The following is a 14,639-nucleotide window of genomic DNA, read 5'->3' as shown; positions in this document are numbered from 1 at the left end:
TGTAATTGAATGCTTTTCTCAGACGTACTAATTTTATGTTTCAGATTTGAATACAGTCTATTTGTTTTTTTGCAATTAATAGCGTTATAAAACGCTGAGTGATCAGAAGGAGTCATTGCTCATGAGCAGAGATGTCACACTTACTATCGAAAACAATACGGGCGTAGCGCTGAACTATGTCAGTAAAAATGCAAAGCACGGTAAGTTCGTTAAAAACCCACCCGCTAAAATTGAATCGACAGGTTCCTGGAAATGCAGCAGTGTAGACGCTGGGCTGTATGGACCTGTGGGAGATGTTGTGTACCAAATGGAAAACCAGAATAGCACCATCAAATTCACATTTGACCACCCGATCTCGAGCACGAAAAGCCATTATGAGGTGAAGCCCGATCCCTCTGATGCAGTGGACTATGAAGTGGAGCAATCTGGAGGCACCGTTCAGAAAGTTATTTATAAGCTGTACTCAAAAAGTGAATGAGTTCGCCTCGTAGCTGATAGTTCCTATCAGAGTTTACCGATTAAACAGGAATAAAATTATGGAATCTCCCATTCAGAACCCATTGTATGGTGTCACTATTGGTTCAAAGGTGTTTTCATCTTCAACCGCGCAGTTTAAACACAGTGTGCTTAACAAAAATGTGAGCCAGATGGTAGCGCAGGAAAAATCCGACAAATTCATGTCGGGTGAAAGTAGTTATGTATATCAAGGTAACATGAATGAAGGCTCGTTTGGTATGTCTGGCGCTTATGGCGTCTCAGGCATAAGTCAGTTTAAGGCCTCTTTGGCAGCGTATGCTGGTAACGCCGCTGCGCAGTCTAATAAATCGATTACAGTAAACTATAATGCAATGTCTCAAGCAGGTATTGAATATATTGATTTTGAAAACCTCACTGTAGGTAGCTTTCTTGAAAGCTTAAATAGTAGTGCAAATGCAGCCTGTATTAAGGCACTTGATGCATACAACGAGGTAATGGCTGAGGCTGGCCGGCTTGATGTTGATATTCAGACTGCGTTGAATGATGCTGCAAAGTATCCCGTGCTCACTGCAAGCATCAATGAGTGGATCCACGCCTGCAACGAGTTCAATAGTGGATTTGGCGATGGCCTGGTCGTTGGGGTGCTTTGGGGTGCTTGTGGCTCGGTGCAAATGAAGATGGAGTCTGAAACCGAAGACAGCTCATGGCAATACGGTGGTGAAGCCAGCTTTTCTTATTCTGGGGCATTCAACCCTGTTAATGTCAATGTCAAAACGACCTATGCCGGAAGTAACTCCAGCAGTGATGCCAAGGTCAAAGTAACGTGTAAATCGTTTTGTAGTGGCTCTAAGTTAGAAACGGCTATTGACACTTGGTTTAATGAACTTGCAGGCAAAAGTTACAAGGAGCTGGCGGATGTGGAGGTCATGGCCAAAGCTCCTAGCTTGTCTATCAAAGATACACCTAAGATCCCCCCATTTGAAAAACCTCTGGTAAGTGAGAGTGTGGCCAGTCGCGTGGGAAAAATAAAGGACTTAAAAGGGCTTGAGGCACTGGCTACGGCTTCTGCCTATGATGAGGCTAAACGACAAAACACAAGTTTAACGCTTGAGCAGTTTATGAAAGATGCTAATAAAAAAGCGGATGTATCTGGATTAACTCAAACCATTGAACAGGTTAAAGAGAACAGTATTGATACGTTGGAACAGGGTAGTCAGCTGGATACCTATGTTGAAAAAGCGCGTCTTCAGAGTAGGGCAGGAATGGTAGCTTCAGCTGTGTCACAAGCTGCTGAACCAGTGCCGTCAGGTGCGCCTGCGACCCCGGAAGGGTGTGTCCCTCTGGGCGTGTGGATCTCAAGCTGGTCAGATATTTTCCCCTGGCTGGCGCGCGGTTTTGATAACAACGTAAAAAATGTAGACGACATAAGTTCTTTGAAAATTCGGGTAATGCTTCAGGATTTTCAAGCGCTGAACAAAATCTATACTATTGCGCATAATTCGGGGATCACTAATCTGACTGATAAAGTCAGAACGTCAGACATAGCCAACGCATTTGCCCATGGGGCAGGGGAGCTACAATTTCCTAACGCGAATATTAGCTCGATTGTTGAGGGGTTAGGGGAAGAAGCCCGAAAAATCTATAAAACCTGGAATGACAATGGATTCCTGAGGGACTGTGAGCTGGGTCTGGGCCTACTCAAAGACGATAAATCTGTGAGTTTTAAAAAGGTACCTGGGGGCTCCGATAAGCGTCAGGCCTACTATTTAGACACTTGTACGTTTCGAGCTAAAGACAATGATTACTGGAAATTCAGCCGGTCCTATTCCTTACTGCCCCTTATCACAATGGAAGGCGATGTATGGCTATTTGGACCAGAACAGGGTGCAATGAGTTCTATCTATGATGATGAAGTGGTGTTTTCAAAACCGGGGAAGGCCAAATATCTTAGATTTGAGTTAAATACGAAGCGTAAAGTGCTGACTGGGCTGGAGGATAAGGTCATTTGCTATCCAATCCCATTTTCTGCTGCCATTGGTATTAACGGCGGTAAGGAGTCTGCCTGGTATGGCATGTCGGTCAGTACCAATGTAGCGTCCTGCGATAGTTTGCGGGAGAACCTGGAACAATTGCAGACTCGCCTGCAAAGATTGAATGCCTGGACTGTCAGCAACAGCTGGCCATCGGGTTGGACGCCAGAGACACCATACACGCAGAAGTCTATCCCGAAACAATACATAGGGCTTGCAGAGGAGGTTACAAGTGTAATCTAGTCGCACCAGCCCTTAAACTTCATAAGCTTCTTATAGTGGTCAGAAGGACCTGACCACTATACCTGTGCATTACTACTTAAACAGTTCCAGCTCACCTAAGCTCAGGTAATTGCCCAGATCATTTGAGACATCAAGGCGATAGTACTGATAGTGTGCCTTTGAGTCCAGGCAGTACTCAGACATTGCCGGGAAGTCGGGCTTGTCGCCTGACCCAATGGGTGTCCAAACCTGTTGATCGTTACTACCAAACAGTTTCCAGCTGGTGGTGATCCAGGTTGTGGTGTGATTGTAGCCCTGAGCAAGTGCGATTTTTGATACCGCTTCTGCCTGAGGCAAAGTCACATAAATAGATTCCTGATTTTCTTTGGAGAACCAGACGTGGTTGTAGCTGTAGACCACAACACCATCATTCAGGTGATTAATGCTGCCATGGCTGGTAGTCGCGACCTCAAAAGCGCTGATATCAACTTTCTCATCTGCCAGCTGGCAGGCGCGGTTGGGCACCGTACCATCTCCTATGGTCAGCTCGAAATCGCCGCTTTGCTCAGTGACATCGACCCAGTGTCCGTACCAGCCGTTGAAATCCAGTGACGGGGTGCCGTAGTAGGTGGCTTTTATTCCATCGTTGTTGATCACATCAAAGGTAATGAACTTAGTGCTGTCTGGTGCGTTGATCTGAGGTTGAGCACTGTGTACCTGGATGCCCGAGATGATGCTGCCCTGACTGTCTGTGGCAATAAAATGCGTGCCACGAAACTCAGGTGTAAAGGTTGTCAGTTTATCCTGAGTCAGCAGGTTGTCTCTGAGGCTGTCCTGTTTGAGGATAAGTCCATCATTTTGCGCTGTTGCAGAGCAGGCAACCAGTGCCAGCGCACTCAGTAAAAATTGGGGTTTTTTATTGGTAAACATCGTTATTCCTTAAATTATCCTTGTTTCCAGTAACCCATTTTAAGGGACAAATGAGTAATTAAGAAGGCTTAAGGGTATAAAGTTTGTTTTATGTCACAGTTGGCAGCATCGTATTTTCAAAAAACATTCAATACGAGATAAACGAGGGAGCCATAAGGCGCCTGTTGCATGCTCGATGTAATCGTTTAAACACTACTTGCCGGACAACCCGGCCCAAACCTTATCCTCATGGCCGCGCGCAATCACGTTTGTTGGCATTAAACCTTTGTGCAAAGAGCCTGGCCAGTGGTTTCACACCATTATCTAATCAGGATATTTTGGTTTTCGGTAAACGTGATTGTTCCAATCTGGCAGACATCAAGGATACAATGTGGCCGCTTAAGGAGAAAGTATGCTGCAAAACACCATCCGTCAGAAAATATCAAAACGCTCTGTACCACTACTGGTCTACCCCTGCTTGCTTTTTTGCTGGCTGTTAAGCCTTGGCCCGGATCTGGCTGTGAGCAACTTCTATCAGCAGATACAGATAGCGCTGACCATGGTGTTTGGTTCATTTATTGCCGGCGGTACGGCGCTTGGTGGCGGGGCTGTGGCCTTTCCCGTCATGACCAAAGTGCTGTCTGTTGAGCCATCTACTGCGAAGGTGTTTTCGTTGGGTATTCAGTCCTTTGGCATGGTGGCCGCGACACTGACTATCTTGTTCTTTAAGATCCGTTTTTATCATCGGGTTGTATATTCGGCGCTGCTGGGGGCGATCCCAGGCGTAATTGTTAGCCTGACGTTATTGGGCGACCTGCTGCCAAGGTTGGCAATCAAATCCTTATTCAGCGTACTGCTGATTTTGTTTGCGGTAACCCTGATAAAGCAGCTCAGAGTTGGCATTCAGTCTCATTTGACAGAGAGTTCGACTGATTATCAGTATATCCCTTTGGTTGGATTTATAGGTGGGCTGGCAAGCGGCCTGGTGGGATCCGGAGCCGACATTTTTATTTTTGCCTACCTGGTTTTAATGCTGAAAAAAGACATCAAGGTTGCCACGGCAACCAGCGTGATCATTATGGCCATCACCTCTGTTGTGGGCACGATGACGAATATGCTGGTACTGGACACACTCACACCCGAGATCCAGCTGATGGTGCATGCAGCCATCCCCGTGGTGATCCTCGGTGCACCACTGGGAGCACTGGTGTGTGCAAAACTACCTGAACGCGGCGTGGTTAACATGTTATTGTTGCTTATCGCACTGGAGACCGGGTTCACAGCGTATGAGTGTGTCAGACTTTATCTGTAGGCAGAAATAGCCTGTGTATAGCTAACATGCGGGTTCTGTAACCATGGAGTGTACTGATAAAACTATCAGCTGTTGAGTGGCAGCAAGTATAAGTGTGAGAAGGAAGCGCACTGGCTTTTTTAAAACTGTCTCCGATTATGGTTAACCAGACATCGAGAGCGGGCCAATATCAGGCAATGAAGCCTAACTCAGCGCCCATTACTTCTTATGAGGCAGGACCCAATAGCGAAAAATGCTCAACGATGGTATTTTACGGCAATCTTGATAGTGGGCAGATATCAGATTCCATTAAGGGTGCAGCATTGATATTAAGAAAAGACATTGATTATTCAACCTATTCGCTCAGCGAGCTAAAAGAAGCCTGGCTTAGCGTAGATGAGGACGCATATCCCGAAAGAGCAATAGAACTTTACACGCACATAAAAAGCCTGGAACCTGAAGATGATAAAGAAACGGCTGAAGGTGAGATAGAGGAAGTAACACACTGGCTTGAGGACCTACTGTGTTTTCTTTTTAAGCCACGCAGTAACTTTGTGGATACCACCTCCAGCGATGAACTACTTGAACAAAGCAATGCAGCAATGAAAGAACAAAGAGTGTTGGCAATGATAGAAGCCAGACGCAAAGCTGGGGGCTCTGATACACAGCTGTAGACGTGGTAAAGACAGCATCAGGCTTCCACGTAAGCCGCCTATCGGGTTAACCGAATACCGCCGTGAAATATCAAACTAAGTGAATGGCTTTTATTTTTTCAAGGATTAAACATGGATAACTCCAATTTCACCCATACGTTTACTATATCCAGGCAATATCTACTGCTTGCAGTATTGGCTGTATCTATTTTGGCATGCATATTCATTATTAGCTGGGCACGCACACCTGAATACAGGCCATTGGTGCAGGATATGCGGGTGGTTGATGCCGTTAAAATAGTCGACATCCTTGAAATGAATGATATTACCTACAGGGCAGAACTGTCTGAGCATATTTTATATGTTCTTAAGCGAGATACCGATCAGGCGCGCCTGGCACTGGCCAGAGCCGGATTCGTGCTCGAATACCCTGAAAAAGATCGATTCACCGGATTACCAGAGGCATGCACCTTACTGGAAGATCAGGCCGGGGAGAAAAAAGTGAAACCCTTGTGGGAGCAACCCTGGTTTATGCAGTCCCAGAGGTTGCTTATGGGCGCACTTGTAATGATAGTCTTTATACTGGCTGTTATACGACCAGCGTTGTCTGCTCTGATTTATCCTCAGGCCAAGAAGTAATCGTGCAGACTGAAAAATGGGGCCTATCAAAACCGTTGACAAATAACATGTACTTTAGGTTTTGAAGCTCACTTGTTGCCTATTCACTGGTTGGTGTTATTTTTGGCTTGAGTAAACAGGGATTTGGGTAAAAGTCATGAAAATAGAATGTCCTAACTGTCAGACGGATAACGACATTGATTTTGCAGAACATATTGTTTGTAACAAGTGTAAGCATTCGTTCAAAGGCTTTAATTTTGGCAAACGCAAATTAGTTTCAGCGGGTACTGCATTGGCCATCGGGCTTATAGGAGGATACAAGGTTAACGGAGCTCTGGAAGATGAACGTTATCCGTTAGAGGTTGAATATGCGATTATTGATACTTGTGTGAATGCATCAAAGAATCTGATGCCGTTGAATAAGTATGAGAGTAAGCGTGATATTTGCCTGTGTGCACTCGCTAAAACAGAAGAGTCCGTGCCGTACCCAGATTTTATATCCGATCAGCAGCTATTCTCTCGTAGCTTCGAGTTGCATGCAAAAGCCTGTGATAAGCAAAGTCTAAAATGAGGCAGATATTACTGCCTCTAAGTAGTCATATGCGTTGTGTCGTAATGCCATGACCTTACCCACCCGTGACAGGGAAATGAAGCTCCCCTAACTGGGTTAAGTCATCATTGTGTGCCTACTTCCCTTGTTTTTGGTTATTGCTGGCGGCACGTTGGGCACGGGCCGCAAATGAATCCTTAGCGACATGGCCGCCATTGTGTTTTGCTTGAGCTGCCTGAATACGGGCTGCGGCTTCAGGGGCCATTGGTGATTTATCTTTAGACATAATATTTCCTTTTTCTGTTGTTTATAGATTTTTGTCTTTGTTGAGACAGTTGCATCATAACTAGGAGGGTAGAGACAAATGGGGACAGCCCAAAAACAACAACAAATTCGTATCATGCTTGATGCGTTAGGCTGGAGTTATAGGCAATTAACGGATGTCCTTTATGAGGAACTTCTATGCTCTGAACATGATGATATAGAGGATGTTTCTCCTGAGGAGATTCGTAAGTTCCGAGAGGTTATCAAGAAGCACTTACAAAGGGAGTCTACCCCTGAGTCTAGGCTTGAACAGTACGTAAAAGTCATTTCGGAGCACCCAGACTTTATTGCATTGGGGTTAGATGTAGTGGTCCCTAAATATGTAAGGCATCGATGTTTGAATGATGAGTTTCTTGCAGGGTTAACAGATGTATCTAATTGGTTGGATAACAGAGAGTAGTTAGATTTAAGTCTTTTTTCGGTTCATCGTTTTGGTGTTTTTGCGTGTTTGTACGGCCTCAGAAGTGGCTTTAACTGATATACAGCCCATAAAAAAAGCCCCCGCAAATGCGGAGGCTTATTTATTGGTGGAGCTGGGGGGATTTGAACCGCCGTACATAAATATCTAACACTTTGATCTTAAAGTTCAATAATAGATAAGTGCTTTGTGGGGACATTTTTAATGACAATTCAATGGGCTTGAAATACAGTTCGTTCATATAGTGATGTTTGGTTTTGCTGTAAATGATTCGGTCGAATCAAATAAGTTAACAAGCAAACCCTTATGCATGCTTGAAAAGTATAGTTACTCATAAGAGGACACTTATGGATAAATTAGATGGAAACTGGTCTAAAAGGTCGATTCTTGAACCTGGAACAGGAAACTTTTATAACAAATATTTCTACAAAAGAAAGCCAGCTTTCAGAGTTGTGGTTGACACACCAAAAGCAAATGTTTTGGCAGGTTACACCTTGATCGAAAAAGATCTACGTAGTGCATTAATTTGGGTTCGCCATATAAAAGATATGCTATCCGATGACCCTAACTTCAAAAACCCAAAAGGTCATATTAAGGCAACGTATAATCGAGAAAAATTTAATATTGTAAAAGGATTATTTGTTGCCTCGCTTACATTTTATGGTAAATGCTTCACTACTTGTGAAGGCAGAAAAGTTAAACTAGAAAAAAAGAACTTGGATGAGAAATACCATGAAGAGCATGACAATGCTATGGAATATAGACATAACTACGCAGCTCACAGTGGCGCCAAGAAAATCGAGCACGCAACAGTAGTTCTAGCAATTGAAAAGAAGAAGCGAGAGTTACCATATTTAGTCAAAGAATTACTGCAGCCGGATACTACTAGTCTGGAAGATTTAGATAATCTCATCGAATTGTTTGAGCATGCGAGAAATTTTGCGATTAATAAAATTAATACCTTAACTGAAAAAGTTTACAAGGAAGATGTTTTGGCGAAAGGTCCTGATTATTGGTATGCAAAAGTTTAACACTCATATCCATACTCGAGTGTTTGGATAATTAACCCATCTAAAATGAATGATTGAATATATCTATAAGGAATTTTTATAGTGACTGGACAAGAAAAAATGCTTTGTTGTAACACCAATTAACAGGGCAAGTGCTTGAACACATTTTAAATGTTGACTTGGTTGTGGCCTTGTCGATCAAATCCAAATAGCTTAAGCAACACCGTGATTTGAGCTGTTTCCCTGATATTCAGGCATACCTAGCCCAGCCGAGGGTGTTCATAATTCTGTGTCAGCCTACTGAGCTCAAAGCTCGATGTAGTCATCCAAGCGTCCTGGAAAGTAGATGGCCATCTGCGACAGCGTGAGACTCCAGTTCTGGATAGGATGCGTCCAGCGCTCTTGAGCTATAAGTATACCTGCATAGAGTAGCTTTAGTAAGCTGTTTTCATTGGCAAAAACACCCTTGGTTTTGGTCAGCTTCCGGAACTGGCGATGTACAGCCTCGACGGCATTTGTTGTGTAGATAGGCGTTCTTACGTAATCCGGCTACTTGAAGTAAGCGCTGAGCGTCGGCCATTTCAGCAGCATTCAGGGCTGAAGCCTTATAAACGCATTTGAGTGAGTTACGGATCTGGTGAATGATACAATGTTGGATCTCTGTGTTCGGATAGATGGTTTCAATGGCTTCAGTGAAGCCTTTGAGGCCATCCACGCAGGCAATCAGGATGTCTTTAACGCCTCGATTATTAAGGTCGGTTAACACGCTTAGCCAGTGATGGGCACCTTCCTGGTCCGAGAGAGCGAGGCCCAAAAGCTCCTTTTGGGTTTTAGGGTCAGGTCTGCATTGTGCAGGGCATCTACGGAAAAAACCCATAAAAAAAGCCCCCGCAAATGCGGAGGCTTATTTATTGGTGGAGCTGGGGGGATTTGAACCCCCGTCCAGAAAGCGTCGATATTCGAATCCCCCTAATAGAAACAATAACTTATAGCCTTTTCAAATAGTTATAATCTCATAGTATGAGGCGGGGGCTCTCAGAATCTCGTGAAATTGGATGGAAATTGGATGTTTTTGGCAAGTTGCTCGTTGCTTGACTAGGCGCAAGGGATTTTAAATTCACTTCAATTTTAGTACAGGTATGGCTTTTCGCCTATTGTTAACAGCTTCCCCTTGCATTAATATATCGTTCACCTTTTTGTTTCCTTAGTCATACTAGGAGTGTGTGATATATGGATATCTTTTCAGCTGTGTTTGCCACATATATGGACGCAGTATCTAGCACAGCGTATTCCCGCTTTACCGATATTTACGGCACTGATATCAGGTCTGAAATGGTTCATTATGAAGGTTTCAGGGTCTCTTACTCTTATCAGTTGTGGCGTGTTCAAAAGAAATCCGTTTGCGGCATCTATTCTCGAGACCTAAATCAGAAATCCCAATGCTCTCAAGCAGCTAAACGTATGTTCCATGAGATGTGCATTCAGCTTAAGAGTAACCCTAAGTTTGGTTGGCGTTATAAAAAGACCAAAAGTATGTATTGTGATGCTGCAAATAATTACGAGCCGATAATCGCTACGATTGCTTTTGCAGATAAATCAAATGAGGAAAAGAAACGTGGCGAATGTAGTGTGGCAATTTTGAATTACATGCAAGAGGCAACTCCAGCGAACTTAAAGGCAAAGGAAGCTGCTTGCAGTGGCATTCAGTAATTTCTCATTTTTAATAAGTATAAGTAGCTGTTATGGTGCTTTAAGGTATATCGTTGATTGAAAAACTCCCCCCCAGAAATAGAGAATTGTCCGAAGGATTGCTAAGGCAGAGACGTAATTTATTTATTTCTTCCATTTCTCTGATAGTTTTTGTTGCTCTCGGATTTGAGATGGAGCAAATAAAAATACTAGGAAACACTGCTAAAGTTAATGCTCCAAATGTTGTCCCTGTAATTATTTTTATAGCCCATGCTTATTTTACACTTAGGTATTTTCAATATTACAAGGAAGAAAATCACAGGGTAAGCATTACAAGAGTAATCAAAGAAAATATTGCTAGGTATGAAGTTGGCTATTTAGAAGATAAGGCTAAGTGTAAATTAGATAAGCTATATAAATTCAAAAGTGTTAACTTTTCATTCCCAAGATTTAAGGAGGTAGGGATGTGGGATGGAGAGGAATCGGGTGAGGATGATGTTATTTCAATCTCAAGTCGAAGGGTAGAGGTTTATGCTCAGATTTATTCGTCTGATAGGGTGGATGTTTTTGATTGTTATGATTTAACATATTTATACAAGTCTGAGTTTGAAAATTCATCTTGGTTAATCGCTGACCGTTTGGCTAGTCAATCTGGTGTTAGAATTAAGAGCAGCATAGAGTGCAGCAACTTTGTTATAATTGGCTTTAGATGTCTAGGGTTTTTGAAGTGCCTCTTTATTCAGTCTGATTTTTCTGACTATATGCTACCTTTCTTGCTGTCTTTTTTTGCATTTCTATTTGGCGGGATAGTATATTTCGATGTTTTTTAATTTTAAATAAATCTCCAAAATAGCACCTTCTATTTTTTTATACCGTTTGAAATAGCTAACGGATTTAACCTGACAGCATCCTCATAGTGGCTTGGTGCAAAGTGCGCGTAAACCATCGTTTGCTCAATCTTTGCGTGTCCAAGTATCTTTTGTAGTACGAGGATATTGCCACCGTTCATCATAAAGTGTGATGCGAATGTGTGTCGCATGACGTGTGTGCACTGACCAACGGGCAATGTTATTCCCGCTCTGTCTATGGCCCTTTCAAACGCTTTTCGGCAATCGGTAAAAAGAGGACCCGCCTTTTTTGGAATCTCTTCGAATAGTTGCTTGCTGATTGGAATGCTTCGGTTTTTCTTTCCTTTGGTTTTAAAAAACGTCACTTTGAACGAGTCACCCGATTGAATTATATGTGAGCCGTGTAATCCACATGCTTCCGATATTCTGGCTCCGGTACTTAGGCAAATTTTGGTGACTATTTCTAAGTTTGGGTGCCTTGCTGATTCGATGGCCTTGAATAGTTTCTCGATATCTTCATGAGTCAGGAAAGCGAGTTCTTGCTCCTGGACTTTTATTTTTTCGACATTTGCTATTGGATTTGGGTAGTGGATATCTTTAATACTTATCAGCTTGTTGTAGACGCCTTTTAGTAGCGTTAGGTCATTGTTTGCTGTTTTTGGCTTTAGACCAGATTCTAGCCGCTTACCTCTGTATTTGCTGTAGTCGTTTGCTGTTAGTTGCGAGGCAACGGGGTTGCCGAGCGCTAGTGCGATAGCATCAAGTTTTCTTTTAGTCGATTCTGGGTCAGCGTAAGTTCGCCCATGAACGTTATACCACTTGTCAATAACTTCACTCAGGCGACGTTTATCTTCTCTTTGCTTGGTCCAGGGCTTTTTTTCACCCTCTGTTACTATGTAATTCAGGTAACGTTGAGCCTCTGCTTTAGTCTTGAATTTCTTTTGAACCCGCTTACCAGATGAGCCCCAAGGTCTTTCATCCAAGTAGTACCCACCTTCCACTTTTTTTATAGGCATACAACTCAATCCTATTGACAAAATGATACAAAAAATTAATATACCGCTAATCGCAACATAGGGAGGTTATAGCGATGAACAACAAAAAATCAAATCAAAAAGTAGCTTTATTCTCAATAAGTAAAAAGTGCCTCAAAAAAATTAGTGGTGGTCGTGATGGTGGTGCAGTAGTTGTGCCTACAAAAGCAGCTGTAATTGACCCAACTCGATTGGAGCCATCAATTAAAGGATAGTGGAACTTTTATTTTATGATAAAAGTAGAGTTGCTTAACGATTGGTCTTACGTAGTAACGTTAGACACGCTTATATTTTTAGGCTTTTTTGCCGCTTGCTTTGTGACTTTTTATGCTGGACGCAACAGATCTCGCAAAGTTGCATCAGTAATGTATTGTATCTCCTATGCTTTTAGTTATTTTCGTGGAGAGCTAACAAAAAGCCAGGATGGTTTCTTTGCGCTAGATGCCTATTATCTTAACTGGGTCTTGTATGATGCAGTTACGATTTTTTCAATTTATATCATTCATACGATTTTGAAGGCGCAGCATTCAAAAATAGTGATATTGGCCTACTGCTTGAGTCTCATCAATATGATTTCATATTTAATCATGCATTATCTGGCCTTTGTACAACGGTATGAATCGCATTGGTATTATGTGGTTTATTCATCCACCATCAACGTAACGGCACTTGTTATTATTTTCTCGTTTATGTTTCTGAGTGATCGGAGGTTGACTTCAAGATGTACACCTTATTACCGATAGCAATTTTTTGTGTCTTCTTAACGTTTATTATTATTGTCTCTCTTATTCGAGCTCAATATAACCATAAGTCTTCTCTGGAGGAATTGGCTAAGTTATTGCTTTAAGAACTTGAAGAGATAAGAAAGCTGCCTATAGAGCAGAGAGTTGAAGCAAAAAATATCTGGGATGAAAAGTTTAATGATTATTGTGTCCGAGTTGACAATAAACCAGTCAAAACGTTTCGATTATACATAGTTAAATAATAGGATTGAGGGATAACATGAAAAAGTGTTTTGTTATTACACCAATAGGACAGGATAATAGCGATGTAAGACGTTCAGCAGATGGCCTTATTGACGCTGTTATTGAGCCCGTATGTAAAGAATTGGGCTTAGAAATGTTTGTCGCTCATCGAATAGATACTCCAGGCTCAATAACAACGCAGGTTCTAGAGCATATCTTACAGGATGATATTGTAGTTGCGAATTTGACTACTTTAAATCCCAATGTCATGTATGAATTGGCTGTTCGGCATTCTGCTCGTTTACCTGTTATCAGTTTAGCCCAGCATGGGACTAAATTGCCGTTCGATATTTCCGATGAGAGAACCATTTTCTATTCAAATGATATGGCAGGGGTTACGAACCTTACCCCGATGTTATTGGGAATGATGTCAGAGGCGTTAAAAGATGGTGAAGTAGATAACCCAGTATATAGAGCTGCGAAAAATAAAGTGATGAAGGAGTTACATCCTAACGATGATTTCCAAGCGCATGTGCTTGGGCGCTTAGATCGTTTTGAATCAATTATTCGAGGTTCAACAAATGGAACCACGCCTTCAAAGAGTAATGGAAATGTACTAGAGTTTCACGCCCGTTTTTCTAATAAGAAAGAGAAATCATACTTAGACGCTAAGGAGATGATAAGTAAAGAACTAATGCCGGCTGGTGCGTATAGTATTTCTATTGATGACGACCAGCTGATATGTCTTACTCAAGCAAGGGACAGCGGTAACATTAATGATATTTTATGTTCGTCTGGTATATTTAGTTCTATCATTTCCTTCGAAGCCCCCTCTCTTTAACCGGCTTCTATATAGCTTTTTTTTTGTTTGTTTGATTTTGGCTTTGGGTTTCAACAGCTTTTTCCAATTGTTTCAGAACTAGTGCTGAGGTCGCCTTTAATTGTTCTAGGGTTAATCCTTCGAGGATTTCCAACTCTTTAGATTCAAATAACCCTTCTTGAATAAGGCTAAGCAAGTCACTTTTATCGATTGCTTGGCCTTTGTTTCCTAGTATCAACCAGTCAAGAGTTGTTCCCTTTTCGATGCATACTTGAACGCACTGAGGGTATGGAATTGATTCATTCTTGATCATTGAAGCCGCCCAATTTCCGTTTTTCCCAAAATATTTCGACAGCTCAGTCATATTTTTTAATCCATATAAAACTCTAATTTCTTCAAAGACTTCTTTAGCTTCTCTCATTGGTGTCACCATAAAAAAAAGGCGAAGCGATAAAAAATATGTTTGACCAACAAAAAATGTTGGTTTACGCTTCGTTTCGTTAGTTTCAGACAGACAATCAAGGAATATAACATGGGTCAGCAATTAATTTTATCAATTCCTGCACCAGTACTAACGTATGACGCGTACGCAGATTTGCAAGGTCAGAAGGTCAAAGATGTTGTTAATGCCGTTGCGCGTGGTCGCCTTCCGGTATACCAACCGCCGACAAGTCCAGACGAAAACCCTGCCAAGGTCAAAAAATACATAAACATGGTTGCATTGTATGCAGATGCTGCAAAGCAAGCGGGCATCGAAATCAATTTAGGGTAGGGGTTTCGG

The 14,639-nt window shown here is 42.3% G+C and carries 18 protein-coding genes and 1 pseudogene; 14 read left to right on the top strand and 5 right to left on the bottom strand.

The features are described from left to right. Positions 1–121 precede the first annotated feature (121 nt). A complete protein-coding gene (locus ACXAH1_RS05580) occupies positions 122–478 on the top strand; it encodes a PHD finger domain-containing protein (RefSeq protein ID WP_475194591.1) in 357 nt (118 codons plus the stop codon). A 58-nt stretch (positions 479–536) separates the two neighbouring features. Continuing rightward, a complete protein-coding gene (locus ACXAH1_RS05575) occupies positions 537–2,750 on the top strand; it encodes a hypothetical protein (RefSeq protein ID WP_475194588.1) in 2,214 nt (737 codons plus the stop codon). 72 nt (positions 2,751–2,822) lie between these two features. Here ACXAH1_RS05575 and ACXAH1_RS05570 read toward each other — a convergent pair whose 3' ends face one another. Continuing rightward, positions 2,823–3,659 (bottom strand): hypothetical protein, encoded by an 837-nt coding sequence (locus tag ACXAH1_RS05570; protein ID WP_475194584.1) that lies wholly within the window; start codon positions 3,657–3,659, stop codon positions 2,823–2,825. Between the two features lie 391 nt (positions 3,660–4,050). On the opposite strand from ACXAH1_RS05570, the gene ACXAH1_RS05565 reads away from it, so the two are divergent. The 4 genes from ACXAH1_RS05565 to ACXAH1_RS05550 all read left to right on the top strand — a co-directional run bounded on the left by ACXAH1_RS05565 (position 4,051) and on the right by ACXAH1_RS05550 (position 6,771). Further along, the gene (locus tag ACXAH1_RS05565) at positions 4,051–4,950 is read left to right on the top strand and encodes a sulfite exporter TauE/SafE family protein (protein ID WP_475194581.1); all 900 of its coding nucleotides are present in this window, start codon (positions 4,051–4,053) and stop codon (positions 4,948–4,950) included. 302 nt (positions 4,951–5,252) lie between these two features. Next, a complete protein-coding gene (locus tag ACXAH1_RS05560; RefSeq protein ID WP_475194579.1) occupies positions 5,253–5,603 on the top strand; it encodes a hypothetical protein in 351 nt (116 codons plus the stop codon). 111 nt (positions 5,604–5,714) lie between these two features. Further along, positions 5,715–6,221: a hypothetical protein gene (locus ACXAH1_RS05555; protein ID WP_475194577.1), complete on the top strand. Its 507-nt coding sequence runs from the start codon at positions 5,715–5,717 to the stop codon at positions 6,219–6,221. Between the two features lie 136 nt (positions 6,222–6,357). Next, a complete protein-coding gene (locus tag ACXAH1_RS05550; protein WP_475194574.1) occupies positions 6,358–6,771 on the top strand; it encodes a zinc ribbon domain-containing protein in 414 nt (137 codons plus the stop codon). 115 nt (positions 6,772–6,886) lie between these two features. Here the strand turns inward: ACXAH1_RS05550 and ACXAH1_RS05545 are convergent, their stop codons facing one another. Next, positions 6,887–7,036: a hypothetical protein gene (locus tag ACXAH1_RS05545; RefSeq protein WP_475194573.1), complete on the bottom strand. Its 150-nt coding sequence runs from the start codon at positions 7,034–7,036 to the stop codon at positions 6,887–6,889. A gap of 78 nt (positions 7,037–7,114) precedes the next feature. Here ACXAH1_RS05545 and ACXAH1_RS05540 point away from each other — a divergent pair, with 78 nt between their 5' ends. Together ACXAH1_RS05540 and ACXAH1_RS05535 are read left to right on the top strand one after the other, a co-directional pair. Then, positions 7,115–7,474, top strand: coding sequence for a hypothetical protein (locus ACXAH1_RS05540; RefSeq protein WP_475194571.1), 360 nt, complete (start codon positions 7,115–7,117; stop codon positions 7,472–7,474). Positions 7,475–7,839: 365 nt separating this feature from the next. After that, complete coding sequence (locus ACXAH1_RS05535) at positions 7,840–8,523, top strand: hypothetical protein (protein WP_475194567.1); 684 nt, start codon at positions 7,840–7,842, stop codon at positions 8,521–8,523. A gap of 285 nt (positions 8,524–8,808) precedes the next feature. On the opposite strand, the pseudogene ACXAH1_RS05530 reads toward ACXAH1_RS05535, so the two are convergent. Further along, positions 8,809–9,328 (bottom strand): annotated as a pseudogene (locus ACXAH1_RS05530) (transposase); the annotation flags it as partial. 404 nt (positions 9,329–9,732) lie between these two features. Here ACXAH1_RS05530 and ACXAH1_RS05525 point away from each other — a divergent pair. Then, complete coding sequence (locus tag ACXAH1_RS05525) at positions 9,733–10,212, top strand: hypothetical protein (RefSeq protein ID WP_475194565.1); 480 nt, start codon at positions 9,733–9,735, stop codon at positions 10,210–10,212. Positions 10,213–10,265: 53 nt separating this feature from the next. After that, on the top strand, positions 10,266–11,021 hold the full coding sequence (locus ACXAH1_RS05520) for a hypothetical protein (protein ID WP_475194563.1): 756 nt from the start codon (positions 10,266–10,268) through the stop codon (positions 11,019–11,021). Between the two features lie 29 nt (positions 11,022–11,050). On the opposite strand, the gene ACXAH1_RS05515 is transcribed toward ACXAH1_RS05520, so the two are convergent. Further along, positions 11,051–12,055: a phage integrase gene (locus ACXAH1_RS05515; RefSeq protein WP_475194561.1), complete on the bottom strand. Its 1,005-nt coding sequence runs from the start codon at positions 12,053–12,055 to the stop codon at positions 11,051–11,053. A 74-nt stretch (positions 12,056–12,129) separates the two neighbouring features. On the opposite strand from ACXAH1_RS05515, the gene ACXAH1_RS05510 reads away from it, so the two are divergent. The 3 genes from ACXAH1_RS05510 to ACXAH1_RS05500 all read left to right on the top strand — a co-directional run bounded on the left by ACXAH1_RS05510 (position 12,130) and on the right by ACXAH1_RS05500 (position 13,879). Next, a complete protein-coding gene (locus ACXAH1_RS05510) occupies positions 12,130–12,288 on the top strand; it encodes a hypothetical protein (RefSeq protein WP_475194559.1) in 159 nt (52 codons plus the stop codon). Between the two features lie 15 nt (positions 12,289–12,303). After that, positions 12,304–12,816: a hypothetical protein gene (locus tag ACXAH1_RS05505; protein ID WP_475194558.1), complete on the top strand. Its 513-nt coding sequence runs from the start codon at positions 12,304–12,306 to the stop codon at positions 12,814–12,816. Between the two features lie 259 nt (positions 12,817–13,075). Continuing rightward, a complete protein-coding gene (locus ACXAH1_RS05500) occupies positions 13,076–13,879 on the top strand; it encodes a hypothetical protein (protein ID WP_475194556.1) in 804 nt (267 codons plus the stop codon). Between the two features lie 7 nt (positions 13,880–13,886). Here the strand turns inward: ACXAH1_RS05500 and ACXAH1_RS05495 are convergent, their stop codons facing one another. Next, a complete protein-coding gene (locus tag ACXAH1_RS05495; protein WP_475194554.1) occupies positions 13,887–14,279 on the bottom strand; it encodes a hypothetical protein in 393 nt (130 codons plus the stop codon). A gap of 111 nt (positions 14,280–14,390) precedes the next feature. On the opposite strand from ACXAH1_RS05495, the gene ACXAH1_RS05490 reads away from it, so the two are divergent. After that, positions 14,391–14,630, top strand: a complete 240-nt coding sequence (locus ACXAH1_RS05490; protein ID WP_475194552.1) for a hypothetical protein — start codon at positions 14,391–14,393, stop codon at positions 14,628–14,630. The last annotated feature ends 9 nt before the right edge of the window (positions 14,631–14,639 follow it).

This window comes from Pseudoalteromonas sp. AWH4_217 (genome assembly GCF_056161105.1).
Note: the sequence above shows the minus strand (reverse complement) of the source record. Positions and strands in the feature narration are given on the sequence as shown.

Coding starts and splice junctions, on each gene's coding strand:
- ACXAH1_RS05580 (WP_475194591.1), top strand. CDS start 122: ATGAGCAGAGATGTCACACTTACTATCGAAAACAATACGGGCGTAGCG.
- ACXAH1_RS05575 (WP_475194588.1), top strand. CDS start 537: ATGGAATCTCCCATTCAGAACCCATTGTATGGTGTCACTATTGGTTCA.
- ACXAH1_RS05570 (WP_475194584.1), bottom strand. CDS start 3,659: ATGTTTACCAATAAAAAACCCCAATTTTTACTGAGTGCGCTGGCACTG.
- ACXAH1_RS05565 (WP_475194581.1), top strand. CDS start 4,051: ATGCTGCAAAACACCATCCGTCAGAAAATATCAAAACGCTCTGTACCA.
- ACXAH1_RS05555 (WP_475194577.1), top strand. CDS start 5,715: ATGGATAACTCCAATTTCACCCATACGTTTACTATATCCAGGCAATAT.
- ACXAH1_RS05550 (WP_475194574.1), top strand. CDS start 6,358: ATGAAAATAGAATGTCCTAACTGTCAGACGGATAACGACATTGATTTT.
- ACXAH1_RS05545 (WP_475194573.1), bottom strand. CDS start 7,036: ATGTCTAAAGATAAATCACCAATGGCCCCTGAAGCCGCAGCCCGTATT.
- ACXAH1_RS05540 (WP_475194571.1), top strand. CDS start 7,115: ATGGGGACAGCCCAAAAACAACAACAAATTCGTATCATGCTTGATGCG.
- ACXAH1_RS05535 (WP_475194567.1), top strand. CDS start 7,840: ATGGATAAATTAGATGGAAACTGGTCTAAAAGGTCGATTCTTGAACCT.
- ACXAH1_RS05525 (WP_475194565.1), top strand. CDS start 9,733: ATGGATATCTTTTCAGCTGTGTTTGCCACATATATGGACGCAGTATCT.
- ACXAH1_RS05515 (WP_475194561.1), bottom strand. CDS start 12,055: ATGCCTATAAAAAAAGTGGAAGGTGGGTACTACTTGGATGAAAGACCT.
- ACXAH1_RS05510 (WP_475194559.1), top strand. CDS start 12,130: ATGAACAACAAAAAATCAAATCAAAAAGTAGCTTTATTCTCAATAAGT.
- ACXAH1_RS05505 (WP_475194558.1), top strand. CDS start 12,304: ATGATAAAAGTAGAGTTGCTTAACGATTGGTCTTACGTAGTAACGTTA.
- ACXAH1_RS05500 (WP_475194556.1), top strand. CDS start 13,076: ATGAAAAAGTGTTTTGTTATTACACCAATAGGACAGGATAATAGCGAT.
- ACXAH1_RS05495 (WP_475194554.1), bottom strand. CDS start 14,279: ATGAGAGAAGCTAAAGAAGTCTTTGAAGAAATTAGAGTTTTATATGGA.
- ACXAH1_RS05490 (WP_475194552.1), top strand. CDS start 14,391: ATGGGTCAGCAATTAATTTTATCAATTCCTGCACCAGTACTAACGTAT.